Annotated in this window: 22 protein-coding genes; 6 read left to right on the top strand and 16 right to left on the bottom strand. The window is 66.1% G+C overall.

Annotation, left to right across the window (positions count from 1 at the left end; genetic code table 11):
* Positions 1–43 precede the first annotated feature (43 nt).
* Positions 44–1,981 (top strand): hypothetical protein, encoded by a 1,938-nt coding sequence (locus ABQF30_RS07435; RefSeq protein ID WP_448462141.1) that lies wholly within the window; start codon positions 44–46, stop codon positions 1,979–1,981.
* A gap of 103 nt (positions 1,982–2,084) precedes the next feature.
* Here ABQF30_RS07435 and ABQF30_RS07430 read toward each other — a convergent pair whose 3' ends face one another.
* The 5 genes from ABQF30_RS07430 to ABQF30_RS07410 all read right to left on the bottom strand — a co-directional run bounded on the left by ABQF30_RS07430 (position 2,085) and on the right by ABQF30_RS07410 (position 7,127).
* Complete coding sequence (locus ABQF30_RS07430; protein ID WP_448462140.1) at positions 2,085–2,816, bottom strand: FadR/GntR family transcriptional regulator; 732 nt, start codon at positions 2,814–2,816, stop codon at positions 2,085–2,087.
* Between the two features lie 6 nt (positions 2,817–2,822).
* Positions 2,823–3,596 (bottom strand): 3-oxoacyl-ACP reductase, encoded by a 774-nt coding sequence (locus tag ABQF30_RS07425; protein WP_448462139.1) that lies wholly within the window; start codon positions 3,594–3,596, stop codon positions 2,823–2,825.
* Positions 3,597–4,961: an aldehyde dehydrogenase family protein gene (locus ABQF30_RS07420; protein WP_448462138.1), complete on the bottom strand. Its 1,365-nt coding sequence runs from the start codon at positions 4,959–4,961 to the stop codon at positions 3,597–3,599. It lies immediately after the preceding gene.
* Positions 4,958–5,665: a gamma-glutamyl-gamma-aminobutyrate hydrolase family protein gene (locus tag ABQF30_RS07415; RefSeq protein ID WP_448462137.1), complete on the bottom strand. Its 708-nt coding sequence runs from the start codon at positions 5,663–5,665 to the stop codon at positions 4,958–4,960. The genes ABQF30_RS07420 and ABQF30_RS07415 overlap by 4 nt, the downstream gene beginning before the upstream one ends.
* 94 nt (positions 5,666–5,759) lie before the next feature.
* On the bottom strand, positions 5,760–7,127 hold the full coding sequence (locus ABQF30_RS07410) for a glutamine synthetase family protein (RefSeq protein WP_448462136.1): 1,368 nt from the start codon (positions 7,125–7,127) through the stop codon (positions 5,760–5,762).
* A gap of 227 nt (positions 7,128–7,354) precedes the next feature.
* Between ABQF30_RS07410 and ABQF30_RS07405 the strand changes: the two genes are divergently transcribed.
* Positions 7,355–9,160, top strand: a complete 1,806-nt coding sequence (locus tag ABQF30_RS07405; protein ID WP_448462135.1) for an N-acetylglutaminylglutamine amidotransferase — start codon at positions 7,355–7,357, stop codon at positions 9,158–9,160.
* Positions 9,157–10,944 (top strand): N-acetylglutaminylglutamine synthetase, encoded by a 1,788-nt coding sequence (gene ngg, locus ABQF30_RS07400; protein WP_448463516.1) that lies wholly within the window; start codon positions 9,157–9,159, stop codon positions 10,942–10,944. The genes ABQF30_RS07405 and ngg overlap by 4 nt, the downstream gene beginning before the upstream one ends.
* Positions 10,945–11,054: 110 nt before the next feature.
* On the opposite strand, the gene ABQF30_RS07395 is transcribed toward ngg, so the two are convergent.
* The 4 genes from ABQF30_RS07395 to map all read right to left on the bottom strand — a co-directional run bounded on the left by ABQF30_RS07395 (position 11,055) and on the right by map (position 14,778).
* The gene (locus ABQF30_RS07395) at positions 11,055–11,618 is read right to left on the bottom strand and encodes an alpha/beta fold hydrolase (protein ID WP_448462134.1); all 564 of its coding nucleotides are present in this window, start codon (positions 11,616–11,618) and stop codon (positions 11,055–11,057) included.
* Between the two features lie 73 nt (positions 11,619–11,691).
* A complete protein-coding gene (locus tag ABQF30_RS07390) occupies positions 11,692–12,366 on the bottom strand; it encodes a hypothetical protein (RefSeq protein ID WP_448462133.1) in 675 nt (224 codons plus the stop codon).
* Between the two features lie 32 nt (positions 12,367–12,398).
* Positions 12,399–13,898, bottom strand: coding sequence for a cobyric acid synthase (locus tag ABQF30_RS07385; protein ID WP_448462132.1), 1,500 nt, complete (start codon positions 13,896–13,898; stop codon positions 12,399–12,401).
* Between the two features lie 22 nt (positions 13,899–13,920).
* Entirely contained in the window at positions 13,921–14,778 is an 858-nt protein-coding gene (gene map, locus ABQF30_RS07380) for a type I methionyl aminopeptidase (protein ID WP_448462131.1), read from the bottom strand.
* Positions 14,779–14,885: 107 nt separating this feature from the next.
* On the opposite strand from map, the gene ABQF30_RS07375 reads away from it, so the two are divergent.
* On the top strand, positions 14,886–15,278 hold the full coding sequence (locus ABQF30_RS07375) for a PaaI family thioesterase (protein WP_448462130.1): 393 nt from the start codon (positions 14,886–14,888) through the stop codon (positions 15,276–15,278).
* A gap of 5 nt (positions 15,279–15,283) precedes the next feature.
* On the opposite strand, the gene ABQF30_RS07370 is transcribed toward ABQF30_RS07375, so the two are convergent.
* The gene (locus ABQF30_RS07370) at positions 15,284–15,871 is read right to left on the bottom strand and encodes a DUF1707 SHOCT-like domain-containing protein (protein ID WP_448462129.1); all 588 of its coding nucleotides are present in this window, start codon (positions 15,869–15,871) and stop codon (positions 15,284–15,286) included.
* Positions 15,872–15,922: 51 nt separating this feature from the next.
* Complete coding sequence (locus ABQF30_RS07365; protein WP_448462128.1) at positions 15,923–17,743, bottom strand: penicillin-binding transpeptidase domain-containing protein; 1,821 nt, start codon at positions 17,741–17,743, stop codon at positions 15,923–15,925.
* Positions 17,744–17,936: 193 nt separating this feature from the next.
* On the opposite strand from ABQF30_RS07365, the gene aspT reads away from it, so the two are divergent.
* The gene (gene aspT / locus ABQF30_RS07360; RefSeq protein WP_448462127.1) at positions 17,937–19,649 is read left to right on the top strand and encodes an aspartate-alanine antiporter; all 1,713 of its coding nucleotides are present in this window, start codon (positions 17,937–17,939) and stop codon (positions 19,647–19,649) included.
* Between the two features lie 47 nt (positions 19,650–19,696).
* The gene (gene aspD / locus ABQF30_RS07355; protein WP_448462126.1) at positions 19,697–21,325 is read left to right on the top strand and encodes an aspartate 4-decarboxylase; all 1,629 of its coding nucleotides are present in this window, start codon (positions 19,697–19,699) and stop codon (positions 21,323–21,325) included.
* Here aspD and ABQF30_RS07350 read toward each other — a convergent pair whose 3' ends face one another.
* Genes ABQF30_RS07350 through sigI form a run of 5 tightly spaced genes read right to left on the bottom strand, consistent with a single transcriptional unit; the run spans position 21,326 to position 26,731 of the window.
* Complete coding sequence (locus tag ABQF30_RS07350) at positions 21,326–22,180, bottom strand: GNAT family N-acetyltransferase (RefSeq protein ID WP_448462125.1); 855 nt, start codon at positions 22,178–22,180, stop codon at positions 21,326–21,328.
* 55 nt (positions 22,181–22,235) lie between these two features.
* Entirely contained in the window at positions 22,236–23,393 is a 1,158-nt protein-coding gene (gene ispG, locus ABQF30_RS07345) for a flavodoxin-dependent (E)-4-hydroxy-3-methylbut-2-enyl-diphosphate synthase (RefSeq protein ID WP_448462124.1), read from the bottom strand.
* A gap of 9 nt (positions 23,394–23,402) precedes the next feature.
* Positions 23,403–24,623 (bottom strand): M50 family metallopeptidase, encoded by a 1,221-nt coding sequence (locus tag ABQF30_RS07340; protein ID WP_448462123.1) that lies wholly within the window; start codon positions 24,621–24,623, stop codon positions 23,403–23,405.
* Positions 24,620–25,843, bottom strand: coding sequence for a 1-deoxy-D-xylulose-5-phosphate reductoisomerase (gene dxr / locus ABQF30_RS07335; RefSeq protein WP_448462122.1), 1,224 nt, complete (start codon positions 25,841–25,843; stop codon positions 24,620–24,622). Before dxr ends, ABQF30_RS07340 begins: the two co-directional genes overlap by 4 nt.
* 36 nt (positions 25,844–25,879) lie before the next feature.
* Positions 25,880–26,731, bottom strand: coding sequence for an RNA polymerase sigma factor SigI (gene sigI, locus ABQF30_RS07330; protein WP_448462121.1), 852 nt, complete (start codon positions 26,729–26,731; stop codon positions 25,880–25,882).
* Positions 26,732–26,758 lie beyond the last annotated feature (27 nt).

The raw sequence follows: 26,758 nt of genomic DNA, 5'->3' as shown, positions 1-26,758 counted from the left end.
ACGTTAGGGCTCGACCGTAGGCCGACCGCCGAACAGGAAGCTCTTGGAACACCACGACAACGCCGATACCGGACTGCTCGACGAGTTCGCTGCATTCATGGCCTCGGCTGGCGACCCATACCCCGCCGATACCAGGTCGAACGTCGCTGTCTTCGTTGATTGGCACCGGACGCATTCCGCACGCGATGTCACCACGGTCGACGAGGACGACATCGTGGAGTTCTTGTTCGGTTGGGTTGCCGCCAGAGCACAGCCGATGTCGGATGAGGAGTCGTCAGTATTCTGCCGGTCGGTCGGGGCGTTCTTCGAGTTCCTGGGCGACGCCGGACGGTTGGACGGTGGACACGATCGCGGAGTTGGGTTGAATCAACTGACAGTGAGTCTGGCGTCCCCACTTCACAAAATGATGACCAATCCGGGATTTGATCCGAGATCCGCCTTGTACCACCCGGGGTTCAATCCGCCGGGCAAGCCGCGCTACATCGAGTTGCTCGCACAACCCGACCAGATGCCCAACGACAAGCTGGAAACGGAACTGCTGGCCCGAATGGCCGAATACGAGGCATTGCCCGCTGACGACCGCGCGGCGGCGATGGACCGGGACCTTGACGAGGAACCGGAACCGGTTGAGCTTCCGTTCGTGTATGTGCCGCCACCGGCCGCCGAGGTCGAGTCTGCCGCCGCCGCCGCACCGCTGCTGGGAAAGATCGAGGCGCTGCGTGGATACCTCGGTGAGGCCGGCAAGCCGCTGACCGAACGTGGCAACATCAAACGGGCCGACGGCAAGGCGCTGGTCGAGCTCCTCGACACCGGCGACGAGATGGACCCCCAGATCGGCGACCGCACCTTTCGGACGAGCACGACGCAGGAGCTGCCCGGGCTCAGCTCGATCGTCAACATCGCGAAAAAGGCCGGCGCCGTTCGCATTCACCAACGCCACCTGGTGCCGGTGAAAAGTTGGGCGCGCAAGTCGGCGACCGATCGGGCCACGGCGGTCTACGACGCGATCGTCAGGCTCGGACCACTCGGCTCTCGCGATCCGGCCTACGAAATCTTCGCCAGGGTCGCTGAGCTACTCGACTCCTGGGTGGTGCACTGGCTCGCCCGGATCCTCCACCCCGGCGGTGTCGGCAACGTCGACGAACTGGTCGAACTGATCGGGCCGGTGCTGCGCGGCGAGATCGAATCCGACTGGCCGATGTGGTCGGACAATATCGAGACAATGGCGCGCTACGACGTCAGCCACATCTTTCAGACCCTCGAGACCGCCGGCGTCGTCAAATGGACACACTGGCGCGAGGAAATCAGCGCCCTGCGCTCCTATCCGACCGGCGGACTCATCCGCCTCACCGCGCTCGGCCGCCATATGGTACCCATCCACCTCGAAGAGGCCGGCTACCTTCTGCGAAGTGCCGACGAGATCGCCGACTCTTCCGCGGAGGCCCTCCTCGATGTACTGGACGAGGTAGCCGACGAGCAGCGGCAGTCCGTGGTCGACGCGTGGCGGCCGACCGCCGACGTCGCTGAGCGCGTCCAGGCGATCGTCGACGTTGTCGGGTCGGCCGACGATCCGGCATTGCGGCTCAAGGGATTCGCGGCTCTGGAGTTGTTCGACTCCGCTGTCGTCGGGCCGGCGCTACGCGCACTGCTCGACGGTCCTGCCGCCGGCCACGCCGCGCTGTATCTGATGTCCCGCGGGTTGGCCGACGAGGCCGAGGTCGGCGATCTCATCGACATCGGGGTGTTCGTCGACGTGCTGGCGGGCTCGCTCGACCGTCCTGATGAGCTGTGCGAAATGTTCTCCGAGGCACCGCATGCAGCTGACCAGTACGCGGCGTTGGAGCAGATGTGGCGGCATCCCGCTGCGCACACCGCGGCGGTCCTGGACGCGCTTGGGCGGCATCATCCGGACCGAAAAATCGCCAAGGCGGCACGTAAATCTGCGATGCGCCACCGTAGTTGGATGGCCGACCGCGGGTAGCCCGCCGCGACGAGCGTGCGCAAAGTGCTGCTGTTTTGCGGCGTGTCGACCAACAGACCCGCACGCTCGCGGTGCAAGGTGCTCGCGGTGCAAGGGGGGCGCGCTAATCCAGAAAGCCGTGCAGGAGCACGGCCGAGCCCGCGACGTGGGCCAGCATCGCCGCCGCTGCGCCGTCGGCATCGCCGGCGAGGATCGCGATGACGATGGCCTCGTGTTGTTCGTCGGAGTGCGCGATATTGCGGGCCAACAGGGGGATCTGGTCGAGCAGGGCATTGAGCCGCATCCGGTTTTCGGCCACCAGCGGCACCAGTGACGGGGATCCAGCGGCCTCGGCGATAGCCAGGTGCAACCGGGAATCCAGCCGCCGATAGTCGTGGGGTTCGGCGTCGCGTACGTCGGCCAGCCGAGACCACAGGCCGTCGCGCTCGGCCGCACTCAGCGTGCGGCCCGCCGCCATGCGGGCCGCGCCGACCTCGAGGATCTCCCGCAGCCGCAACGCGTCGTCGATCTCCTCCCGGGTCACCCGATGACTGGTCGCAGGCAGTGCAGGCAACTCCAAGGCCAGAAACGTGCCACCGTAGCGACCGCGCCGCGACACCAGGTAGCCGGCGTCGGACAGCGACTTGATCGCCTCGCGGACGGTGTCCCGGCTGACCCCGAGCCGAGCGGCCAGTTCCCGTTCGGGAGGCAGCGATTCACCGGGGCCGAGCACCCCGAGCCGGATGGTCTCCAAGAGCCGGCCGACGGTGTCCTCGAACGCGTTGCCCAGCCTTACCGGACGCAGCAGCGCATCGGCCGCCTCGGCGGCGGGCTGCGGGTCGGGTTCGGCGGTCATCGTGGCCTAAAGCGGTGTGACGTAGGCAGAACTGATGCCGCCGTCCACCATGAATGTCGAACCCGTGATGAACGACGCGTCGTCGCTGGCCAGGAAGGCGACTGCGGCCGCGAGTTCCTCAGGTTCGGCGAACCGGCCGAGCGGGATGTGCACGAGCCGGCGCGCGGCACGCTCCGGGTCCTTCGCGAACAGCTCCTGCAGCAGCGGGGTGTTGACCGGGCCGGGGCACAGCGCGTTGACCCGGATGCCTTGGCGCGCATACTGCACGCCCAGCTCACGCGACATCGCCAGCACCCCGCCCTTGGACGCGGTGTAGGAGATCTGGGAGGTCGCCGAGCCCATCACCGCCACGAACGACGCGGTGTTGATGATCGAGCCCTTGCCTGCCGGAACCATGTGCCGCAGTGCCGCACGGCACGACAGGTACACCGACTTCAGGTTGATGTCCTGCACCCGCTCCCAAGCGGGCAGCTCGGTGTTCTCGATCAGATCGTCCTCGGGCGGGGAGATCCCGGCGTTGTTGAACGCGATGTCGACGCTGCCGAATGTCGCTGCGGCCGTGTCGAAGAGGTTGTCGACGGCGGCCTGATCGGATACGTCGACCGGCACGAACAGCCCGTCGAGTTCGTCGGCGGCGGCCTTGCCGGTGGTGGGCTCGATGTCGCCGACCACGATCGTGGCGCCTTCAGCGTGTAACCGCCGGCCGGTTGCCAGGCCGATACCGCTTGCGCCGCCGGTGATCACGGCGACCTTACCGGCGAGACGTTGGGTCAGATCCATCTACAACTCCTCTACAGCGATAAAGACATTCTTGGTTTCGGTGAACGACAATGGCGCGTCGGGCCCCAACTCGCGTCCCAGGCCGGACTGCTTGAATCCGCCGAACGGGGTGTTGTAACGCACCGAGGAATGCGAATTGACGCTGAGATTGCCCGCTTCCACGGCGCGCGACACCCGAAGTGCCCGTGAGGTGTTGTCCGTCCAGATCGAACCCGACAGCCCGTAGGCGGTGTCGTTGGCCAGTGCGATGGCGTCGGCCTCGTCCTCGAACGCGAGCACCGTCACCACCGGCCCGAAGATCTCCTCGGTGACGGTGCGGTCGGTGCGCTGCGGTGTCAACACGGTGGGCGGGAACCAGAATCCGGGACCGTCCGGCGCCGAACCGCGGAACGCCACCGGCGCATCGTCGGGCACGTAGGCGCGCACAGAATCCCAGTGCGGCCGCGATACCAGTGGCCCCATCTCGGTGGTCCGCACCGTCGGGTCTCCGACGACCACGCCCTTTACGGCCGGCTCGAGCAGCTCCATGAAGCGGTCGTAGACGTTGCGCTGCACCAGGATCCGGCTGCGGGCACAGCAATCCTGACCGGCATTGTCGAACACCCCGTACGGCGCGGTGGCCGCGGCCTTCGCCAGGTCACAGTCGTCGAACACGATGTTGGCGCTCTTACCACCCAACTCCAGGGTGACCCGCTTGATCTGCGCCGCGGCCCCGGCCATCACCTTCTTACCCACTTCGGTGGACCCGGTGAACACCACCTTGCGGATATCGGGATGGCTGACGAACCGCTCCCCTACCACCGTGCCCTTCCCGGGCAATACCTGGAACACGTCCGCGGGAAGCCCGGACTCGGCAGCGATTTCGGCCAGCCGGATCGTCGTCAGGGGCGTCCACTCGGCGGGTTTGACCACTACCGCGTTACCGGCGGCAAGGGCAGGTGCGAAGCCCCAGGCCGCAATCGTCATCGGGAAGTTCCACGGGGTGATCACACCCACCACGCCGAGCGGTTCGTTGAACGTGACATCGAGCCCGCCCGCCACCGGAATCTGCTTGCCACACAACCGCTCCGGGGTTGCCGAGTAGTACTGAAGCACGTCGCGGACGTGGCCGGCCTCCCATTCGGCCTGCCCGATCGGATGACCCGAGTTGGCCACCTCCAGCGCGGCGAGTTCGTCGACGCGCGCGTCGACGGCGGCCGCGAATGCCCGCAGTGCTGCGGCCCGCTCCGCCGGAGCGATTCTGGCCCAGCGCCGTTGCGCCGCCTTGGCCCGCGCCACCGCGTCGTCGACGGCTGCCTCATCGAGCAGTTCGACGTTGGCCAGCACCTGCTCGGTCGCCGGGTTGATCACCTGGCTGGCTGTCATGAGACCCTCTCTGTCGCATAGCTTCTGGCAGCTTCCACCACCGCAGTGAACAGTCGGACGTCGTCGAGGCGTTCTTCTGGATGCCACTGCACCGCGAGCACGAATCCCTCGCCCGGTACTTCCACCGCTTCGATGACCCCGTCGGCGTCACGGGCACTGACCACCAGGCCATCGCCGAGCCGGTCGATGGCCTGATGGTGGTAGCACTGGGCATCCGATGTCTCGCCGATAAGATCCGCCAGCCGGGTGCCGGGCACGGTGCGCACCGCGGACGTTCCGAAGACGGCGTCGCCCTTCTGGTGGTGGGTGTGCCCGATGACGTCTGGCAGATGCTGGTGCAGCGTGCCGCCGAGCGCGGTGTTGAGCACCTGAGCGCCTCGGCACACGCCCAGCACCGGAATACCCCGGCGCAGTGCACCGGACAGGAGTGCGAACTCCCATTCGTCACGTTCGCGCGCGGGTTCGTTGGTGCTCGGATGGGGCGTCTGGCCGTACCGGGCCGGGTCGACGTCGGGGCCGCCGGTGATCACGACGCCGTCCAGCCGGTCCAGAACCCGATTCGCGATGTCGTCGTCGACCGGTTGCGGCGGCAGCAACATCGCGATGCCGCCGGCGAGGTTGACGGCGTTGAAGTAGATCTGAGGCAGAAAGCTGGCCCGCACGTCCCAGACGCCGGTCTGCGCCTGTTGCAGATATGTCGTCATGCCGATAACCGGGCGTGCGTTCCCTGCACGAGCAGACGCGAAAGTACCCGACACGCCGGCATTTGAGTTACCTGCGTGTCTGCTCGCGCTCGGACTAGAGCCGTTCAAAACCGCGCACCCTTTCCCAATCGGTGACTGCGGCATTGAAAGCCGTCAGTTCCACCCGCGCATTGTTGAGGTAGTGCTCGACGACGTCGTCACCGAACGCCGCACGTGCCACCTCGGACTTCCCGAACAACTCAGCCGCTTCCGCCAGCGTCGTCGGCAGCCGCTCGGCGCCGCTGGTATATGCGTTGCCCGGCAACGCTTCCGGCAACTCCAGCTCCCGCTCGATGCCGTAGAGGCCGCCTGCGATCAGCGCCGCAACGGCCAGATACTGATTCACATCCCCACCGGGTGCCCGGCATTCGACCCGCATACCGTCGCCGTGGCCGACCACCCGCAATGCGCAGGTCCGGTTGTCCAGACCCCAGGCCACCGCGGTCGGGGCGAAGCTTCCGTCGACAAATCTCTTGTAGGAGTTGATGTTCGGTGCATAGAAGAGGGTCAGCTCACGGAGGGTGGCCAATTGACCGGCGATGAAACTGCGGAACATCGGTGACATGCCGAGCGGGTCGGACTCGTCAGCGAACACCGCGCTGCCGTCGTCGCCGCGCAACGAGATGTGGATGTGGCAGCTGTTGCCTTCGCGCTCATCGAATTTCGCCATGAACGTCAGACTCTTGCCGTGCTGGTCGGCGATCTCCTTGGCGCCGTTGCGGTAGATCGTGTGGTTGTCGCAGGTGACGCGGGCGTGATCGAAGCGGAAGGCGATCTCCTGCTGGCCGCGGTTGCACTCGCCTTTGACGCCCTCGCAGTACATGCCTGCGCCCTCCATGCCAAGGCGGATGTCGCGCAGCAGCGGTTCCATGCGGGTCGAGGCGTGCATCGCATAGTCGACGTTGTAATCAGTGGCCGGTGTCAGCTCGCGGTAGCCGGCGCTCCACGCTTCGCGGAAGGTGTTGTCGAAGACCATGAACTCGAGTTCGGTTCCGACGAATGGCACCAGGCCCTGCTCTGTCAGCCGGTCGATCTGCCGGTTGAGGATGCTGCGCGGCGCCTGTCGCACCGGTCGGCCATCCGTCCAAGAAAGATCGGCCATCACCAGTGCGGTGCCCGGCAGCCACGGCAACACCCGCAGCGTCGAGAAGTCCGGCGTCATCACCATGTCGCCGTAGCCGGTCTCCCAACTCGATATCGCGTATCCGTCGACTGTGTTCATGTCGACGTCGACGGCGAGCAGATAGTTGCAGCACTCCGCCCCGTGGGCCGCCACCTCTTCGACGAACAGTCGCGCACCGACGCGCTTGCCTGTCAGCCGGCCCTGCATATCGCAGAAGGCGACAATCACCGTGTCGATCTCGCCCGCCGCCACCATTTGCTCCAGCTCGGACTGCGACAGCATGCCGGGGTTAGGGCTCATTGCGCACCTTCCTGTCGGCAACCAACATGACGAGAAGCCGACCATTGCGTTCATCTGCATCCACGAAGACCCGACGATCGTCCCTCGAATACACATGATTGTCACGCCCAAAGGTAGGACAGCCGACCAATAACACTCTATTACTCAGGTTTGATCCGAAGATATGAGGAGGGGCCGGTCAGACCACCGATGAGACATCGGAGCCCGACCCTTGTAGGGTCGAACTGATGTGTGGAGCCGCCGGAGAGGTGCGTCTCGATGGCCGGACACCTGACGTTTTCGCGGTGTCGGCCATGGCTGAGACGATGGCGCCCAGGGGCCCCGATGCGGCCGGCGTGTGGTCGCAAGGTCGGGTTGCCCTGGGGCACCGACGCCTGAAGATCATTGACCTGACCGAAGCCGGCGCCCAGCCGATGATCGACTCCGAGCTCGGGCTGACCATCTGCTGGAACGGCTGCATCTACAACTACAAGCAACTGCGCGCCGAGCTCGTCTCGCACGGGTACCGCTTCTTCTCGCACAGTGACACCGAGGTGCTGCTCAAGGCGTACCACCACTGGGGCGATCGCTTCGTCGAGCACCTCAAGGGCATGTTCGCGTTCGCGATCGCCGAGCGCGACAGCGGCCGGGTGCTGCTCGGCCGCGACCGGCTGGGTATCAAGCCGCTCTACCTGACGGAGGACGCGAGCCGAATCCGGTTCGCCTCGTCGCTTCCAGCGCTGCTGGCCGGTGGCGGGGTCGATACCCACATCGATCCGGTCGCCCTGCACCACTACCTCACGTTCCACTCCGTGGTGCCGCCCCCGCTGACGATTCTGCGCGGCATCAAGAAGGTGCCCCCCGCATCGATCGTCGCGATCGAACCCGACGGCACCCGGCGCACCACCGTCTACTGGTCACCGGATTTCACCCGGCACGCCGACCGGGCCGACTGGTCCGAACGGGACTGGGAGGACGCGGTACTGGAGTCGCTGCGGCTCGCCGTCGAACGCCGCCTGGTCGCCGATGTCCCGGTCGGCTGCCTGCTGTCGGGCGGGGTGGATTCCAGCCTGATCGTGGGTCTGCTCGCCGAGGCCGGCCAACACGGCCTGGCCACCTTCTCGATCGGGTTCGAATCCGTCGGTGGCGTCGCCGGAGACGAGTTCAAGTACTCCGACCTGATCGCCAAGCACTTCGACACCGATCATCACCAGATCCGCATCGGCACCGACCGCATGCTTCCCGCCCTGGATGGCGCCATCGCCGCGATGAGCGAACCGATGGTCAGCCACGACTGCGTGGCTTTCTATCTCCTGAGCCAGGAAGTGGCCAAACACGTCAAGGTGGTGCAGTCCGGGCAGGGCGCCGACGAGGTGTTCGCCGGGTACCACTGGTATCCACCGATGGCCGACCCGTCGGCGTCGTCGCTGGACGGTGCGGTGGGCAGCTACCGGGGCGCGTTCTTCGACCGCGACAGCGCCGGTGTCGGCGGCCTCATCAGCGACGCATACCGCGTCGACGGTGACCCCAGCGGCGCCTTCGTCACCGAGCACTTCGCCGCACCGGGCGCTCAGACGGGCGTGGACCGGGCGCTGCGCCTGGACACCACGGTGATGCTCGTCGACGATCCGGTGAAACGTGTCGACAACATGACGATGGCGTGGGGCCTTGAGGGCCGCGTTCCATTCCTCGATCACGAGCTCGTGGAATTGGCCGCGACCTGCCCGCCAGGCCTGAAAACCGCGCACGGCGGTAAGGGCGTGCTCAAAGAGGCTGCGCGCCGGGTGATTCCGGCCGGGGTTATCGACCGGCCTAAAGGGTACTTCCCGGTGCCTGCGCTGACCCATCTCGAGGGCCCGTATCTCGAGTTGGTCCGCGACGCCCTGTACGCGCCGGAAGCCAAGGAGCGCGGGCTGTTCCGGCCCGAAGCCGTCGACCGACTGCTGGCCGACCCGAACGGCAGGCTGACGCCGCTGCGGGGCAACGAACTGTGGCAGATCGCTCTGCTGGAACTGTGGCTGCAGCGCCACGGGGTGACCGGGTCCGCGGCATGACTGCCGCCGATCCCGCTGGCGCCCAGCAGGATCTGGGTGAGGATCACACCGAAGCCATCACCCTGAGCCTGCACGATGCCTCGCCTCAGCATCTGGTCGATGCGATGGCGGACGACGTCGAACTCGAGCTCGGTTGGGGCCGACTGATTTTCGGTCAGACCTTCGCCGATCCCGAGAAGCTCGCCGAGGTGCTGCAGCAGGAGGGGCCGGGTCGGCGGGACATCTGCATCTACGCCCGTGAGTCCCATGTGCTGATCGCCCGCTCCCCCGCCGAGCTGTTCATCGATCCGAGCCACACCTACCGGTTGCGCTTCACCGAGGATCTGGGATCCGCCGAGCCGATCGGCTTCACGGTGCGGAGCCTGCAGACAGTCGAGGACGCCGACGCGATGAACCGGGTGTACGTGCGCTGCGGAATGGTGCCCGCGCCCGTCGACGTCATCTGGCGCAACCACACCCAAACCCCGGCGGTCGATTATCTGGTCGCGGTGCGCGACGACGACGGCACCGTGATGGGGACGGTGACCGGCGTCGACCACAAGCTGTTGTTCTCCGACCCCGAGGACGGCTCGAGCCTGTGGAGCCTCGCGGTGGACCCGGCGGCCGGTCTGCCCGGCGTGGGCGACGCGTTGACCCGGACCTTGGCCGAGATCTTCCGCAAGCGGGGCCGGGCCTACCTCGATCTGTCGGTTGCCCACGACAACACCGCGGCGATCGGGCTGTACGAAAAGCTCGGCTTTCACCGGGTTCCGGTGCTGGCGGTCAAGCGCAAGAACGCGATCAACGAGCCGCTGTTCACCCATCCACCGGAAACCGTCGATGACCTCAACCCGTACGCGCGGATCATCGCCGACGAAGCCATTCGCCGCGGCATCTGGGTCGAGGTGCTCGATGCGGGCGCGGGCGAGATGCGGCTGTCCCACGGTGGGCGCACCGTCATCACCCGGGAGTCGCTGTCCGAGTTCACCTCCGCGGTGGCGATGAGCCGGTGCGACGACAAGCGCCAGACCCGGCGCATCGTCTCCGAGGCCGGCATCACGGTGCCCAAGGGTCGCCTCGCCACCTTCGACGACGACGACCACGCATTTTTGGCCGAGGTCGGCGATGTCGTGGTGAAGCCGACGCGCGGCGAGCAGGGCAAGGGCATCACCGTCGGGGTCGACGGTCGCGACGAACTCGACGCCGCGCTGACCCGTGCCCGCGAGCAGCACCCCGAGGTATTGATCGAACAGCGCGCCACCGGCGACGACCTGCGACTCGTCGTGATCGACGGCAAAGTGGTGGCTGCCGCGATCCGCAGGCCGGCGGAGGTGATCGGAACGGGCGCGCATACCGTGCGTGAGCTGATCGAAACGCAGAGCCGCCGACGGGCCGCCGCGACCGGCGGCGAATCCCACATCCCGATGGACGACGTCACCGCCGCCACCGTCACCGAGGCGGGCTGGTCATTCGATGACGTCCTGCCCGAGGGAGAACGGCTGCGGGTGCGGCGCACCGCGAATCTTCACCAGGGCGGCACTATTCACGATGTCACCGCCGACGTGAATCCCGAACTGTGCCGGGTGGCCGTGACCGCGGCCGAGGCGATCGGCATCCCGGTAACCGGGATCGACCTGTTGGTGCCCGAAGTCGAGGGAACCGAGTACGTGTTCATCGAGGCCAACGAGCGGCCCGGGCTGGCCAATCACGAACCACAGCCCACAGCAGCGGCTTTCGTCGATTTCCTGTTCCCCCAGCAGCCGGGTTTGCCGCAAGCCTGGACACCTTCCGAAGCGTCTGACTGAGCGCTTGCGCGAAGGCAGGACGCGAGTATCCAACACCGAAGCGTCCGACTGAGCGCTTGCGCGAAGGCAGGACGCGAGTATCCAACACCGAAGCGTCCGACTGAGCGCGCTCACCAATTGCTGGTGCGGAGCACGATCTCCGCGGCCAGCTGCGCGGTGGATTCCTGAGCGTTGCGCCGGCCCAGCATCTCGACCAGGCGGAAGTCGCCGTACACATACCGCTGACTGGCCTTGGCGACGGCCCGTGCCGCCGGGTTGCTGACCAGCGCGGTGGTATTCATCTCCACCGGCGGGCAGCCTTCGTCACGGATCGTCCCGGTCGGGTCGGCGACGCGTGGATGACCGCGGTCGACCACCACCAGGCCGATGAACTTGTCCAGCCGGGTGGCGGCCAGTTGCCACGCCAGCTCGCCGCCGAGCCGGTCACCCACCAGCAGCGCCCATTTGATGTCGAGCGAATCGAGGATCCCGACGACCGACTTGGCGGTCAGGCGTGGGTCGGGTCCGATGACGACGGTCCGTAGCGACGCGGTGTGCAGGCGCTGACACACCGCTTCGTATGCCGCCGGACCGTGATGGCCGGCACTGAGCAGCACCACTGTGGACCCCTTGTCGGGTCCGGCCACGTCGACGGCAATGGAAAAGCCATCGACCGTCGCGACGGTGGTGAGCATTCGGCCAACCTACCGTCCCGGTTGGACCCGCGGGCCGGAATCGGCGGGTACCGACGCCTACGTCAAGGCCCTGTCAGCGGGCGTGCACACGTTCGACCTGTTTGCCGAAAGTGTCCAGAAACGTCTGTGGCAAAGTGCCTTTGACGGTAATGGCCGGATTCTGCGTGGGAAAGGCGATGCCGAACACCGCCCATGAGCCGATGTTCTCGAACGCGAAGTAGACGCTTTCGTCGGCCCCGTTCAACCGCATCGTCTGCTGATAGACCAACGCCGACGGGCTCTGCGCGGGCAGCTTCGTGGTGCTGATCGGGATGCCCTCGTCCGACGGATCGAAGTAGGTGTGGAACTGTGCGCACCGCTCGGCGGTCGCGGCGAGCCGATCCAGCGGCAGTGGTGAGGAGAGCACCGTCAGCACCATGCGAGCACCGTCGTACGCGGCGACGAACTTGCCCGCGCTACCCGGCCCGCGTTCGGCGGAGCCGGCGATCACCCGGGTGAGCCCGTCGGAGCAGCCTTCCGGCGAGGACAGCATGGCCGGCGGCCCGCCGGTCGGATCGGGCGGCCCGGAATCCTCGACGATCAGGTCGTACTGCACGCCGCGCGGAAAGTCGGCCTCGGTGAGCATCACCTTCTCCAAGGTGGCGCCCGGCCAGGTCGGGGTTCCAGCGACAACCGTGGCGCAGCCGGTGATCGCGAGCGCGGTGAACGCAGCAGCCAGGGACACCTTTGCCCTGCGCAGGCCCCTCATTGCCCCAGGCTACCGAGAATCCCGGCCGAAGATCATGGCGCGTGCAGCGTCGTCGTCATCGTGGGCCGGGCCGGCGGGCCGTGCTCGAGCAGGTCCAGCACGGCGTTCACATCGAGGTGGGCGCTGAGCAGGTCGGCCATCAGGTCCAATTGCGCGTCCCGGCGGACGGTCACGTCGACGTCGTCGGCAACGACGAATCCCGTGCGCCCTGCCGCGTCGGCAACTTCGCTGAGCCACGCCCGCCGCACCTGGTCGTTGTCGAGCAGGCCATGCCAGTGCGTGCCGTATACCGCCGCGCGGCGCAGTCCGATTCCGAACCAGTCGTCTTCGGTGGATCGCACCACCTGACCGTGGTGGATCTCGTAGCCCCGCAACGGAGTTTCCCAGTGCCGCAATGTTTTCTGGGATGCGAAGACGATATCGGCATCCAGGAGACCGAGACCGTCGACCGTGTCGGACCCGGGCGCTCCGGACTCTACGGGATCGTCGATTGTGCGGCACAGCATCTGGAACCCGCCGCATACCCCGAGTACGGCCCGGCCCGCCGCGGCATGGGCGGCGATGGCGTCGGCCAGGCCTCGTTCCCGTAGCCAGGCCAGGTCGGACACCGTGGCCTTGCTGCCGGGGATCACGATCACGTCGGCACCGGGCAGGTCGGCGGCATCGGCAATCCAGCGGACCACCACACCCGGTTCGCACGCCAGTGCCTCGATATCGGTCGAGTTCGAGATTCGGGGGAGCCGGATGGCGGCCACGGTGAGCGACTGCTCGCCCCGCGGCGGCTGCGGTACGCCGACCACACCGCCGACGCGCACCGAGAGGGAATCCTCGGTGTCGAGCCAGATTCCGTCGTCGAACGGGATCACCCCGTAAGTCGGCCGCCCGGTGAGTGCCTGCAACTGGCGCAGGCCGGGTTCGAGCAGGGCCGGGTCACCGCGGAACTTGTTCACGATGAAACCGGATATCAGCGCTTGGTCGGCGGGGTCGAGGACGGCCACGGTGCCCTGCAGATGCGCCAGCAGTCCCCCGCGGTCGATGTCGCCGACAACGATCACCGGAAGTCCTGCCGCGCGCGCCAGCCCCATGTTCGCCAGGTCGGTGGCGCGCAGGTTGATCTCAGCGGGTGAGCCTGCGCCCTCGCAGATCACAGCGTCGAATTCGGATCTCAGTCCGGCCAATTCGTCGGCCACCACCGCGGCGAGGTGTTCCCGGTGATTGATGTAATCGGCCGCCGCGACCGACCCGCTCACCCGGCCCCGGATCACCAACTGTGAGGTCCGGTCGCCGCCGGGCTTGAGCAGGATCGGGTTGAACCGCACGCTGGGTGCGAGCCCGGCGGCACGGGCCTGCATCGCCTGTGCGCGGCCGATCTCCCCGCCCTCGACAGTGACCGCCGAGTTGTTGGACATGTTCTGCGCCTTGAACGGCGCAACGGACAGCCCTTTCCGGGCCAGCATTCGGCACAGTCCCGCAACCACCATCGACTTGCCCGCGTCAGAGGTGGTGCCGGCGACCAGTAGTGCGCCGCTCACCTTTGTTCCGCGAGCAGACGTGTCACGGCAGGGTGAGGATGTCGGCGCCGTCCTCGGTGACCACCAGGGTGTGTTCGAACTGCGCGGTCCACTTGCCGTCCTTGGTGGCGACGGTCCAGTCGTCGTCCCAGATCTCGTAGTCCAGTGACCCCAGGTTGATCATCGGCTCGATGGTGAAGGTCATGCCGGGCTCCAGCACCGTCTCGACCGCGGGTTGATCGTAGTGCAGCACGACGAGCCCGTTGTGGAACGTGGTACCGATTCCGTGACCGGTGAAATCACGAACTACGTTGTAGCCGAACCGGTTTGCGTAGGCCTCGATCACCCGGCCGACCACCGACAGCGCCCGCCCGGGTTTGACGGCCTTGATGGCGCGCATCGTCGCCTCGTAGGTGCGTTCGACAAGCAGTCGGTGCTCCTCGGAAACGTCACCGGCCAGGAAGGTGGCGTTGGTGTCGCCATGCACACCGTCGATATAGGCGGTGACGTCGATGTTGACGATGTCGCCGTCCGCCACCACGGTGGAATCCGGAATCCCGTGGCAGATGACCTCGTTCAGCGATGTGCAGCAGGACTTGGGAAAACCCTTGTAGCCCAACGTCGACGGATACGCACCGTGGTCGATCATGTACTCGTGGGCGATGCGGTCCAGTTCGTCGGTGGTCACGCCCGGTGCGACGGCTTTGCCGGCTTCGGCCAGCGCCCCGGCCGCGATGCGCCCGGCCACGCGCATCTTGTCGATGACCTCGGGGTTCTGTACCCAGGGTTCGCTGCCCTCCTGCACGGTCGGCTGCCACGCATACTCCGGGCGGGGTATCGACTTGGGCACCGGAAGGGTGGGTGAGAGCACGCCGGGGCGCAGGGCGGTACGAACGGACATACCGGTCAGGGTACCGAGCGCCGCCGTTTCGGTAGGCATCCGACTGACTTGACGGAGCCGACGAGAACGAGACTCTCGGTTTTGGAGAATGATGCTAACGTTGCGCCATGCTCACCGAGCCTGCGCCCGCTCATCTGCTCAATCAGATGGGCTTTCGCGATATCGAGGAAACCGACGAGCGGCTGATCGTCGAGATGGACAACCGCCCGGATCTCGCCAACATCCGCGGCGCACTACAGGGCGGGCTGGTCGCGACGCTGATCGACATCGCCGCGGGCCGGCTGGCCGGCCGCAATGTCGGCCCCGGGCAGGACGTGACCACTGCCGATATGAACGTGCACTACCTCGCGCCGATCATCTCGGGGCCGGCACGGGCGGTGGCCACGATCGTGCGGGCCGGCCGGCGGCTGATCGTCACATCTGTCGATGTCACCGACGTCGGCCGCGACCGACTGGCCGCACGCGCCACGCTGAGCTTCGCCGTCCTGGACCCGCGTTAGACGGCTCAAGGTTTGGGCGGACGGCCGAACCAGCCCTTGCGGGGGCCACGGATATCGACTGAGCCGCACACCACCCGGCCGGTCAGGATGACGTGCGGAGTGCCTTCGGCAGGAGCGTCACGACGGCGGTCGACGGCGCTGCCGACGATCACCTCCACATCGTCGATCGAGGCGCTGGCCCCCTCGGGCAACCGCATCTCGAGGGACCCGAACTTCATGTCGATCTCGACGACGACCATCGGACCGGCGAAGCGGGCCCGGGTGAGATCCAGTTCGACCGATCCCATCCGCCGCACCAGCGCCAGCCGGGTCGGCACAGTCCACTCGCCATGGCGTTTCAGCGAGCCGAGCACTCCGCGCAATTCGACCCGGTCGGCGGCAGTGGTGACGATGGCTCCGGGCCCGGGCAGATCGCCGACCAGCGTGTCGAGATCGGCATGCAGGCGGGCCTGCGACACCATTGCCGAGCGTTCCTCGAACTCCGCAATGTCGATCAGGCCCAACGCGACAGCGTTGTGCAGCCGCCGCAGTGTGCCGTTGCGGTCGGCATCGGATACCCGCATCTCCACGGATTGCTCATTGGTCCCCGTCATGGCGAGTCCCAGGTTACCGCTGCCCCCAGATGGCGCTGCTAGCAGACGAAATTATGCGAGGTAGTCGGCGGGCAGGCTGTCGAACATGGTCTTGCACATCCGAACCGCGTATTCCGAACTACCGCCACCGACAATCAGCGCAGCGAATGCCAGATCGCCGCGGTAGCCCGCGAACCACGAGTGCGACCCGCCCTCGAATTCGGCCTCGCCGGTCTTCCCGCGTACATCGCCAACCCCTTTGAGCACGTCGGCGGTGCCGTTGGTCACCACCAACTGCATCATCGGGCGCAGCCCGTCCACCATTTTCTGGCTGATCGGCGCACCCGCCCCATCGACGACGGTCTCATGGCCCTCGATGAGATGTGGCACAGGGGTTTTGCCGGCGGCCACCGTCGCGGCAGCCAACGCCATCCCGAACGGGCTGACCAGAACCTTGCCCTGACCGAAGCCGTCTTCGGTGCGCTCGGCGAGGTTCACCGTCGGAGGCACCGAACCGGACACGGTGGTTATGCCCTCCACTTGATAGTCGGGGCCGATGCCGTACTGGGCCGCGGCCTGCGTCAGGCCGCGCGGCGGCATCCGGCTGGCGAGTTCGGCGAACGTGGTGTTGCACGAACTGGCGAACGCTCGCGACATCGGCACGGTGCCGAGGTCGAATCCGCCGTAGTTGGGGACGGTTCGGTGTCCGATGTCGAGTGTGCCGGGGCAGCCCAGCAGGGTGTTGGGCGTGGCCATGTCACGTTCGATGGCCGCACCCGCGGTGACGATCTTGAAGGTCGACCCGGGCGGGTACAGGCCCATCGTGGCGACCGGTCCGTCAGCGTTTGCCGCGGCGTTCTGCGCGACAGCGAGGATCTCACCGGTGGACGGCTTGATCGCGACGATCATTGCCTTCTTGCCGGTGATGCCGACGGCATTCTGTGCGGCGGTCTGCACCGACCGGTCCAGGCTGATGGTGATCGACGGCGCGGGCTCACCCGGGACCTCGTTGAGCACGTCGACGTCGACGCCGTTCTGGTTGACCGTGACCACCCGCCAGCCGGCTTGGCCGTCGAGTTCGTCGCGCACTGACTTTTTGACCTCGTTGATGATCGCAGGCGCGAAAGTGTCGTCGGTGGGCAACAATTCGGCCTGCGGAGTGACGACGACACCAGTGAGTCGGGCGATGGCGGGCGCCACCCGGTCGTGGTCGGACTGCCGCAGCGTGATCAGGCTCAGCGGCTGCGCTGACGAGCTCGCCTGTTCGGCCAGGCGCTGGGCGTCCATCGCGGGATCAAACGGACGCAGGGCATCGGCCACCACCCGTGCGGTCGTCATCAGCCCATAACCGGCAGTCCTGGCGTCGAGGGAATAGTGGTACAGCCGGCCAGGCACCAGCACGTCGGTACCGCCGCGCTCGTTCACCGATGCGCGGGGTGGTGGATCAGCACGCAGCGCAAAGGTCTGGTTCTCACCCAGCCGCGGGTGCAGTCCGGTGGCGCTCCACCGCACCTCCCAGCCGCCTTCGTCGCGGATCATGTTCAACTGACCGTCGTAGGTCCAGGTCCGGTTCTCCGGTAGGTGCCACGTGTAGCGGTACGTGACACTCCCGGTGTCCACGGAGTACTTCGAACCCAGTATCTGGGCGTCGAGCCCGGTCGCCTGCAGACCGTTCCATGCCTCCCCGAGGGCGGTCTTGGCATCGGCCGGACGGTCGGACAGTTCCGCGGCACCGGCGGTGTCGCCGGCGGCCAGTGCCGCGAAAAACTTCTCGGCTGCCGGCTCGGGCCCGTCCGGCCGCGGCGTGCAAGCGCTCAGCGCGGAGGCCCCCAGCATCGCGACCAGTGCGATAAGTCCGACCGACCGTGTGACTGATGATGTTCTAGTTGCCATTGAGGCTGATGGTAAGAACGTTGCGTTCGGTTTCGTCGGAGGCGCACCGAGACCGAACCGTTTACAAACTGAGACAGTTGCCGCGCGCCCTGCCGCCCGACAAGTGCCGAGTGCTCCCACATCGCGACGCCGTTTGTGCCAAGATCAGCCTGACGATGCTCCCCCAGCCCCACAGCTAGTAGGAGATGCCGCGTTGCAAATCATCGCGCAAGCTTTCATCGATCATCCCGAAATTCCGATCTTCCTGGCCCTGGCCGGTGGCTATTACTTCGGAAAGTTCCAGTACAAGGGCCTGGGCCTCGGTGCCGTCACGGCCACGCTGCTCTGTGGCGTCATCCTCGGCGCGGTATTCCAGACCGACGACGCGACCATCCAGATCGACGGCGTCGTCAAGCAGGTCTTCTTCCTGCTGTTTCTGTTCGCCTTGGGTTACAAGCTTGGCCCCCAGTTCTTCTCAGGGTTGAAGGGCGACGGCCTACCGCAGGCGATATTCACCATCGTCCTCATCGTCGTCGGACTGGCGGCCGTGATCATCCTCGCCAAGCTGCTCGACTACGACCCAGGGCTTTCAGCGGGTCTGGCGGCCGGCGCGCTCACACAGTCGGCGATCATCGGCGTGGCGCAGACCTCGATCGCGGGCCTGAGCGAAAGCGCCGAGACAATCCAGCAGTGGCAGGATCTCGTGTCGGTCGGCTACGCGGTGACCTACATCTTCGGCACCATCGGCGCGGCGATCTACTGCGCGAACATCGCGCCACGCCTACTCGGCATCAAGGACTTGCCTGCCGCGGCACGTGATCTCGAGCGGCGGTTGGGCTTTGAGGAAAAGGTTGCCGACGTCACGCCGGCCTACGACCAGATCGTGCGTCGGTCGTATCAGATTTCCGGCGGCAGGCCAGAAGGCTGGACCGTGTCCGAGGCCGAGCAGCGGATGGCCGAAGCGACTGGCGGCAGAGTGGTCATCACCCAAATCCGAAGTGGCGAAACGATGTTGCCCGCCCATCCCGACCAGCGGATCGCCCCCGGCGACCACGTCGCGGTCAGCGGGCGTCGCGAATGGGTGATCGCCGGACCGATCGCCGACATCTGCGTCGAAACCGATGACCGGGAGCTCCTTTCGTATCCGATGGAGCAGATCGACGTCGTTGTCACCAAGGAACGCGTCGGCGGCATGACCCTGCGGGAGGCCGCCGTCGACCCGGATTTCCGCGGCGTGTACCTCAAGCGCATTCTTCGTGCCGGCCAAGAGATCCCGAACGCCCCGGAGGTCACGCTGCAACGCGGCGACGAAGTCCGACTCGTGGGCGAACAAGCGCTTGTCGAGAAGGCCGTCGCCACGATCGGCTACCCGGAGCGGTCCACCCCCCAGACCGACATGGTCACGGTGAGTCTCGGCATTGCCATCGGTGCCCTTATCGGCTTGCCGAGCATCATGTTGGGCAACGTCCCGTTGGAACTGACCACCAGCGTGGGCGCGCTGCTGATGGGTCTGCTCATCGGCTGGCGTCGGTCCAAGTCACCCACATTCGGCCGCATCCCTCCCGGTGCCCAGTGGTTCTTCGAGGGCGTCGGCCTCACCGCGTTCATCGCGGTCGTCGGAATCACGTCCGGCCCGGGCTTCATCAAAGGCCTGCAGAACTACGGGGTGTCGCTATTTGTCGCCGGAGTGGTCGTCACGATGGTTCCGCTGATCGTGATGACATTCCTGGCCAGATACGTGTTCAAGTTCGACCCCGTGTTGACGCTCGGGATGCTGACGGGCGCCCAGACGACGACCGCAGCAGTCGGCTCGGTCCGTGAAGCGTCCCAGTCCAGCGTTCCGCTGCTCGGGTTCACAGTCCCCTACGCCATCGGCAATATCTTCCTCTCCATCGGAGGAGCGATCGTCGTCGGCTTCATGGCCTAGCACCACCAGAGTGAGCGCGTTCCCGAACTGATCGGAAAGGATCCGAAGTGACCGTCGAGCACATCTCGCGCGAGGAAATCGTTGAACTACAACAGTTGTCGCCGTTCGAACTCAAGTCCAAGCTGATCGAACTGGCCGGCGAGCATGAGGAACGCACCGCGTTCCAGATGCTCAACGCGGGCCGGGGCAACCCCAACTTCATCGCGCCAACCCCCCGGGAAGCGTTCTTCGCCCTGGGCGGATTCGCGCTGGAGGAATCCCGTGCCGATCGCGAATGGGATCCCGAACTCGTTGGGGTACCGCAAAAGAACGGCATCGCCGACCGCTTCCGGGCCTGGCTGACCAAGCATGACGGCCAGCCCGGCGTCGAATTGCTTACCAAGGTGCTCGATTACGGTGTCGGCGAATGCGGCTTCAACCCCGACTCATTCGTCTGGGAACTCGCAGACTCGATCATCGGTGACCATTACCCGTCACCGGACCGGATGCTCGTGCACAACCACGAGATCACCAAGCGGTATCTCATGCAGGAGTTGGCGCCGGGCAAGGATCTCGGCGAGTACGACCTGTTCGCGGTCGAGGGCGGCACCGCCGCAATGTGCTACATCTTCAACTCCCTCATGCTCAACCGGTTGGTGCACCGGGGCGACAAGGTGGCGCTGATGACGCCGATCTTCACCCCGTACCTGGAGATCACCGAACTCGACGAGTTCAACTTCGAGCACGTATACGTCCAGGCCTCGGCAACCTACCCGGACGGCAGGCACTCCTGGCAGTTCCCGGACTCTGAGATCGACAAGTTGCTCGACCCCGACATCAAGATCCTGTACTGCGTGAACCCGACGAATCCGCCGTCGGTTCGGATCGCGGCCGAGACGCTGGACCGGATCGCCGACATCGTCAACACCAAGCGGCAGGATCTCATCGTCATCACCGACGACGTGTACAGCACGTTCATCGACGGGTTTCAGTCGCTGATGGGTGCTGCTCCGCGCAACACGATCACCGTGTACTCGTTCTCGAAGTACTTCGGTGCGACGGGGTGGCGGCTGGGCACCATCGGCATTGCGCGGGACAACGTCTTCGACGAGATGATCGCGAACCTTCCCGAAGAGGACAAGGAGGCACTCGACAAGCGCTACGCACCGCTGACGTTGACTCCGAGGGCCATCAGTTTCATCGACCGACTCGTCGCCGACAGCCGCAACGTCGCGCTCAATCACACTGCGGGCCTGTCCCTTCCGCAACAGTGCCAGATGTTGCTTTTCAGCGCGTACTGCATTCTGGACAAGCAGGACCACTACAAGCACGCGGCGCAAGCCCTGATCGCCAACAGGTTCGAGTCGCTGCAGCGCGGCATGCAGATCGACATCGAGGAGGACCCCAATCGGGTTGCGTACTACGTCGAACTGGACTTCCTGGTGTGGGCTGCCGAACGCTACGACGCCGAGTTCATCGAGTTTGTCAAAGCGAACTACGAGCCGACCGACATCCTGTTCCGGCTGGCCGAGCAGACCGGTGTGGTGCTGTTGAACGGCGGCGGTTTCGAGGGACCGGAGTGGTCGATTCGAGTGTCACTAGCGAACCTTCGCGACGCCCAGTACGAACAGATCGGCAAGGCGATCGTCGACATCGCCGAACAGTACGCGGCGGAATACGAGGCGGCGAATAAGTAATCAGTCCAACAGCACGGTGGCGAAGGTTCCGACCTGCTCGAAACCGATGCGGTCGTAGGTGGCCCGCGCCACCGTGTTGTAGTCGTTGACGTACAGGCTTGCGGTGCGGCCCATGCCGACCACCGCGGCCGCAAGCGCCGCCGTCCCAGCCGTGCCCAGGCCGTGCCCGCGCCAGTCGGGATGTACCCAAACGCCCTGTATCTGTCCGACAGCCGGTGACTGCGACCCGACCTCGGCTTTGAACACCACCTCGCCGCGCTCGAACCGGGCCCATGCCCGTCCCGCAGCGATGAGTCCTGCAATCCGCCGACGGTATCCACGTCCGCCGTCGCCGAGTCGCGGATCGACGCCGACCTCGCCGATGAACATGTCGACCGCCGCCACCAGGTAGGCGTCGAGCTCATCGATGCGGACGGGTCTGACGGCCGCGTCGATCGAACATTGCGGCATGGAGTTCAGGGCCATCAACGGCTGTTGCTCACGAACGTCGCGGGCCGTTCCCCACACCGTCTCCAGGCGCTGCCACATCGGCAAGACCAGTTCGGCGTGGCCCACCAGGGAGGAGCACCGTCGCGCAGTGCTCATCGCCTTGTCGGCGAACGCCTTCAGGTCGTCACCTTCGCCGCGCAACGGAATCAGGTTCGGCCCGGCGTAACACAACGATTCGTCGGCTCGGCGGCGTGTCCACAGTTCCCCGCCGATCGCGCCGGGCTCCAACCCGTACTCGGCGACCCGGGACGCCACCATGCAGGAGCCGACGGGATCCTCGTCGAGAACTCGTTGAACGGCCGCGGCGTCGCGCGCCACAGATACCCGTCGCTCATCGACTAGGCGGAAAAGTGGCGGAGCCGACATCCAGATTCCCTCTGCTCAACCCGAGGCGGTGGTGACCCCGCTCACAGGGCCGTGTTCAGCTTACGGTGACGACGGGCGTACCGCTTGCATCAGCTGAACCATGCTGTTCGGCGAGCCTCATCGCCTCTTCGATCAATGTCTCGACGATCTGCGACTCGGGGACGGTCTTGATCACCTCGCCCTTGACGAAGATCTGCCCCTTGCCGTTACCGGAGGCCACCCCGAGATCGGCTTCGCGCGCCTCGCCCGGTCCGTTGACCACACATCCCATGACCGCAACCCGCAGCGGCACGTCGAGCCCGTCCAGACCGGCACTGACCGCGTTGGCCAGCGTGTAGACATCCACCTGAGCGCGCCCGCACGACGGGCAGGACACGATCTCCAGTCCGCGCGGCCGCAGGTTGAGTGACTCCAGGATCTGGTTGCCGACCTTGATCTCCTCGACCGGCGGGGCCGACAAGGACACGCGGATGGTGTCGCCGATGCCCTTGGACAGCAGCGCACCGAACGCGACGGCCGACTTGATCGTCCCCTGGAACGCCGGGCCGGCCTCGGTGACGCCGAGGTGTAGCGGGTAGTCGCATTTCGACGCCAGCAACTCGTACGCGGCCACCATGATCACCGGATCGTTGTGCTTGACGCTGATCTTGATGTCGCCGAAGCCGTGATCTTCGAACAGCGAGGCTTCCCACAGCGCCGACTCGACCAGGGCCTCGGGGGTTGCCTTGCCGTACTTGTCCATGAACCGCTTGTCGAGGGAGCCGGCGTTGACGCCGATGCGGATCGGGATGCCGGCCGCACCGGCAGCCTTGGCCACCTCCTTGACCCGCCCGTCGAATTCCTTGATGTTGCCGGGATTCACGCGCACGGCAGCACAGCCGGCGTCGATGGCGGCGAAAATGTACTTGGGTTGGAAATGGATGTCGGCGATCACCGGGATCTGGCTGTGCCGGGCGATCTCGGCCAGTGCGTCGGCGTCCTCCTGCCGGGGGCAGGCCACTCGGACGATGTCGCATCCCGAGGCGGTCAGCTCGGCGATCTGCTGCAGGGTCGAGTTCACATCGTGGGTCTTGGTGGTGCACATCGACTGCACAGCGATCGGATGGTCACTGCCGATGCCGACGTCGCCCACCATGAGCTGTCGGGTCTTACGCCGGGGGGCCAGCGTGGGCGCCGGCGGGGCCGGCATTCCCAGACCGATGGACGTGGTCATAGGGGTCTCCTATTGGAAGATGCTGAGCGGGTTGACCAGGTCTGCGGTCACGGTCAGCAGCATGTAACCGACCACGACCACCAACACCACGTACGTGGCTGGCATGAGTTTGAGGTAGTCGACCGGCCCGGCAGCCACTTTGCCGCGCGCCGCTCGAATCATGTTGCGGATTTTCTCGTAGGTGGCGACCGCGATATGCCCGCCGTCGAACGGCAGCAGTGGTACCAGGTTCACCGCGCCGAGCACGAAGTTCAGCTGGGCCAGGAAGAACCAGAACATCACCCACAGTCCGGCGTCGACAGTCTCGCCGCCGATGATGCTGGCGCCCACGACGCTGATGGGGGTTTCCTTGTCGCGCTCTCCACCACCGATCGCTTCCACGAGGGCGCCGATCTTGGTGGGAATCTTGGCCAGGGCCTTGCCCAGTTCGACCGCCAGGTCGCCGGTGAAGGTGAACGTCGCGGGCACTGCCGTGACCGGGTTGTACGGCGTCGGCGGCTGCGCATCGGGCGCGGCCACGCCGATCGCGCCCACCGTGGTCGGTTCCTTCGCGTCGGCACTGGTGAACCGCTGCGTCTGGGTCACGTCGACGACGGTCGTGATGGTCTGGCCGTCGCGCTTGAGCTCGATCGGAACCGGACCGTTGAGTTTGCGGACCGCGGCGGCCATCGAGGGAAAGTCGGAGACCTCGGTATCGCCGACCTTCACGATCTCGTCGCCGGCCTGGATGCCCGCGAGCGCCGCGGGTCCCGGGCCGTTGCATTCGGCCATCTCGTCGATGGTCAGTTGTGATGCGACGCAACCGGTCTCACCGACGATGGCGGTCGTCGGCTGGTTGAGATTGGGTAGGCCCCAGACGATCGCGATGCCGTAGACGAGCACGAGGCCGATGATGAAGTTCATCGCGGGCCCGGCGAACAGCACCGCAACCCGCTTCCAGACCTTCTGCCGATACATCGCGTATGGCCGATCTTCTGGCTTGAGCTCTTCTACCGACGTCATGCCTGCGATATCGCAGAACCCGCCCAGCGGGACGGCCTTGATGCCGTACTCGGTCTCCCCCAGGCGGTTGGGGCGGCGCGTCGACCACAGCGTCGGGCCGAACCCGACGAAGTAGCGGCGGACCTTCATGCCGGTGGCCCGCGCCACCCACATGTGCCCACATTCGTGCAGGGCCACGGAAACCAGGATGGCCAGTGCGAACAGCACGATGCCGGTTACGAACATCATTTGGTGACGAGCCCTTTTTTAGTGGTTTTCTGCAAAGCATTCTTTTCGACGGCCCGCTTGGCCTGTTCCCTGGCCCAGCGCTGCGCGTCGAGTACGTCATCCACGGTAGCTGGTTCAGCGGCCCACTGGTCGGCAGCGTGCAACACGTCACCGACGGTTTCCACAATCGCAGGAAATCCGATCCGGCCCGTCAAGAAAGCCTCGGCGGCTTCCTCATTAGCCGCGTTGTACACCGCGGTCAGGCAGCCGCCGCGCTTGCCTGCGGACCGCGCCAGGTCCACTGCGGGAAAGACCTCGTTGTCCAGCGGAAGAAATTCCCAGGTGGCCGCCTGGGTGAAATCGCAGGCCAGCGCCGCACCGGGCACGCGAGCCGGCCAGCCGAGCGCCAACGCGATGGGCAGTTTCATATCCGGCGGGCTGGCCTGGGCCAGTGTCGATCCGTCGGTGAAGGTGGCCATCGAGTGCACGATCGACTGCGGGTGCACCACCACCTCGATGCGGTCGTAATCGATGCCGAACAACAGGTGGGTTTCGATCAGCTCCAGGCCTTTGTTCACCAAGGTCGCCGAGTTGAGCGTGTTCATCGGCCCCATCGACCAGGTCGGATGCTTACCGGCCTGTTCCGGGGTGACCGACCCGAGGTCAGCGGCCGACCAGCCCAAGAACGGCCCGCCCGAGGCGGTGAGCACAATCTTGGCGACCTCCTCGGCGGTGCCGCCGCGCAGGCATTGCGCCATGGCCGAATGTTCGGAGTCCACGGGGACGATCTGTCCGGGAGCCGCGGCCTTGAGCACCAGTGGCCCGCCTGCCACCAGGGATTCCTTGTTGGCAAGGGCCAGGCGTGCGCCGGTGGCCAGCGCGGCCAGCGTCGGCTTGAGCCCGAGTGCGCCGACGAGCGCGTTGAGCACCACATCGGCTTCGGTGTCCTCGACCAGGCGGGTGACTGCGTCTTCGCCGGCGTAGGTGACGTCACCGACCTTGGCGGCGGCAGCGGGATCGGCGACGGCGATGTTGCCCACGCCGGTCTGGGCGCGCTGAGCAGCCAGCAGCTCCGGATTGCCGCCACCGGCAGCCAGTCCGACCACTTCGAAGCGATCGGGGTTGGCGGCGATGACCTCGAGCGCCTGCGTGCCGATCGAACCGGTACTGCCGAGGACCAGCACGCGCTGACGGTGCTCAATACCCGAGTCGCTACGCTCCTGCCCACCGGTTCCACTCACTGATCCATTGTGCCGCGCCGGCGGTCCTCGACCCAATTAACGCGTCCGGGCCGAGGGGTCGACGGTCGCCTCGATCTTCACAATCAGCCCGTCGCGCACCGTGAAAACCAGGACGGCCACCAGCCGTCGGTGTGTAAACGCAAGCACTCCCGGTTCGCCGACCGATCCCCCGACCAATGTGCCGCCCCCGAGGAAGCGCAGCAGATTGGCCGCCACTAGTTCGCGTCCGTGATTGATCTGGGGCGGAGGGGCCGGATCACCGAGGAAGGTGGCGACACCCCACACGGTCGGATCGAGCGCCTCGGTCAACGCCTGAAGGTCGCCATTTGTACACGCGGTGATGAACTTCTCGACGACAAGTTGATGCTGGGTCGTTTCGGCCTGGGCCGACCGGGGTGCGGTCTCGGCGAACTTCGTACGGGCGCGGCGCGCCAACTGGCGGCAGGTGCCGACCGGCCTGCCCACCGTCTCGGCGATCTCGTCGAACGGCACCGCGAACACGTCGTGCAGGACGAATGCCACCCGCTCGGCGGGGCTGAGCCGATTCAGCACCGTCAGCAGCGCGGCGCGGACCTGATCGTCGAGGGTGATCCGATCGGCCGGGTCGGCATCGTGGGCCGGCGTCGTCTGGACTGCGGCGTCGGCATCCGGCTGCTCCAGCCGGGCACGGGCCGACCGGACCTGATCTAGGCACAACCTCCCGGTGACCACCGTCAACCAGGCCCGCACGTCGTCGATGTGCTGCGCCTCGGCCTTGGACAGCCGTAGAAAGGTCTCCTGCGCGGCATCTTCGGCTTCCCCGATATCACCGAGCATCTGGTAGGCGAGGTTGACCAGGTACGGGCGGTGGTCGCGCCACGCCTGCTCGACCAACGCGGAATCGCTCATGCAATAAGGACGAATCAGCGAGGCAGA

The organism is Mycolicibacterium sp. XJ870, assembly GCF_053483975.1.
This window is presented reverse-complemented; position numbering and strand designations above follow the sequence as displayed.

Coding starts and splice junctions, on each gene's coding strand:
- ABQF30_RS07410 (WP_448462136.1), bottom strand. CDS start 7,127: ATGAGCCCTAACCCCGGCATGCTGTCGCAGTCCGAGCTGGAGCAAATG.
- sigI (WP_448462121.1), bottom strand. CDS start 26,731: ATGAGCGATTCCGCGTTGGTCGAGCAGGCGTGGCGCGACCACCGCCCG.
- ABQF30_RS07370 (WP_448462129.1), bottom strand. CDS start 15,871: ATGACGGGGACCAATGAGCAATCCGTGGAGATGCGGGTATCCGATGCC.
- ABQF30_RS07430 (WP_448462140.1), bottom strand. CDS start 2,816: ATGACCGCCGAACCCGACCCGCAGCCCGCCGCCGAGGCGGCCGATGCG.
- map (WP_448462131.1), bottom strand. CDS start 14,778: ATGTCCGTTCGTACCGCCCTGCGCCCCGGCGTGCTCTCACCCACCCTT.
- ABQF30_RS07390 (WP_448462133.1), bottom strand. CDS start 12,366: ATGAGGGGCCTGCGCAGGGCAAAGGTGTCCCTGGCTGCTGCGTTCACC.
- ispG (WP_448462124.1), bottom strand. CDS start 23,393: ATGACCACGTCCATCGGTCTGGGAATGCCGGCCCCGCCGGCGCCCACG.
- ABQF30_RS07405 (WP_448462135.1), top strand. CDS start 7,355: ATGTGTGGAGCCGCCGGAGAGGTGCGTCTCGATGGCCGGACACCTGAC.
- ABQF30_RS07350 (WP_448462125.1), bottom strand. CDS start 22,180: ATGTCGGCTCCGCCACTTTTCCGCCTAGTCGATGAGCGACGGGTATCT.
- ABQF30_RS07420 (WP_448462138.1), bottom strand. CDS start 4,961: ATGACAGCCAGCCAGGTGATCAACCCGGCGACCGAGCAGGTGCTGGCC.
- ABQF30_RS07340 (WP_448462123.1), bottom strand. CDS start 24,623: ATGATGTTCGTAACCGGCATCGTGCTGTTCGCACTGGCCATCCTGGTT.
- ABQF30_RS07365 (WP_448462128.1), bottom strand. CDS start 17,743: ATGGCAACTAGAACATCATCAGTCACACGGTCGGTCGGACTTATCGCA.
- ABQF30_RS07425 (WP_448462139.1), bottom strand. CDS start 3,596: ATGGATCTGACCCAACGTCTCGCCGGTAAGGTCGCCGTGATCACCGGC.
- ABQF30_RS07395 (WP_448462134.1), bottom strand. CDS start 11,618: ATGCTCACCACCGTCGCGACGGTCGATGGCTTTTCCATTGCCGTCGAC.
- ngg (WP_448463516.1), top strand. CDS start 9,157: ATGACTGCCGCCGATCCCGCTGGCGCCCAGCAGGATCTGGGTGAGGAT.
- ABQF30_RS07415 (WP_448462137.1), bottom strand. CDS start 5,665: ATGACGACATATCTGCAACAGGCGCAGACCGGCGTCTGGGACGTGCGG.
- ABQF30_RS07375 (WP_448462130.1), top strand. CDS start 14,886: ATGCTCACCGAGCCTGCGCCCGCTCATCTGCTCAATCAGATGGGCTTT.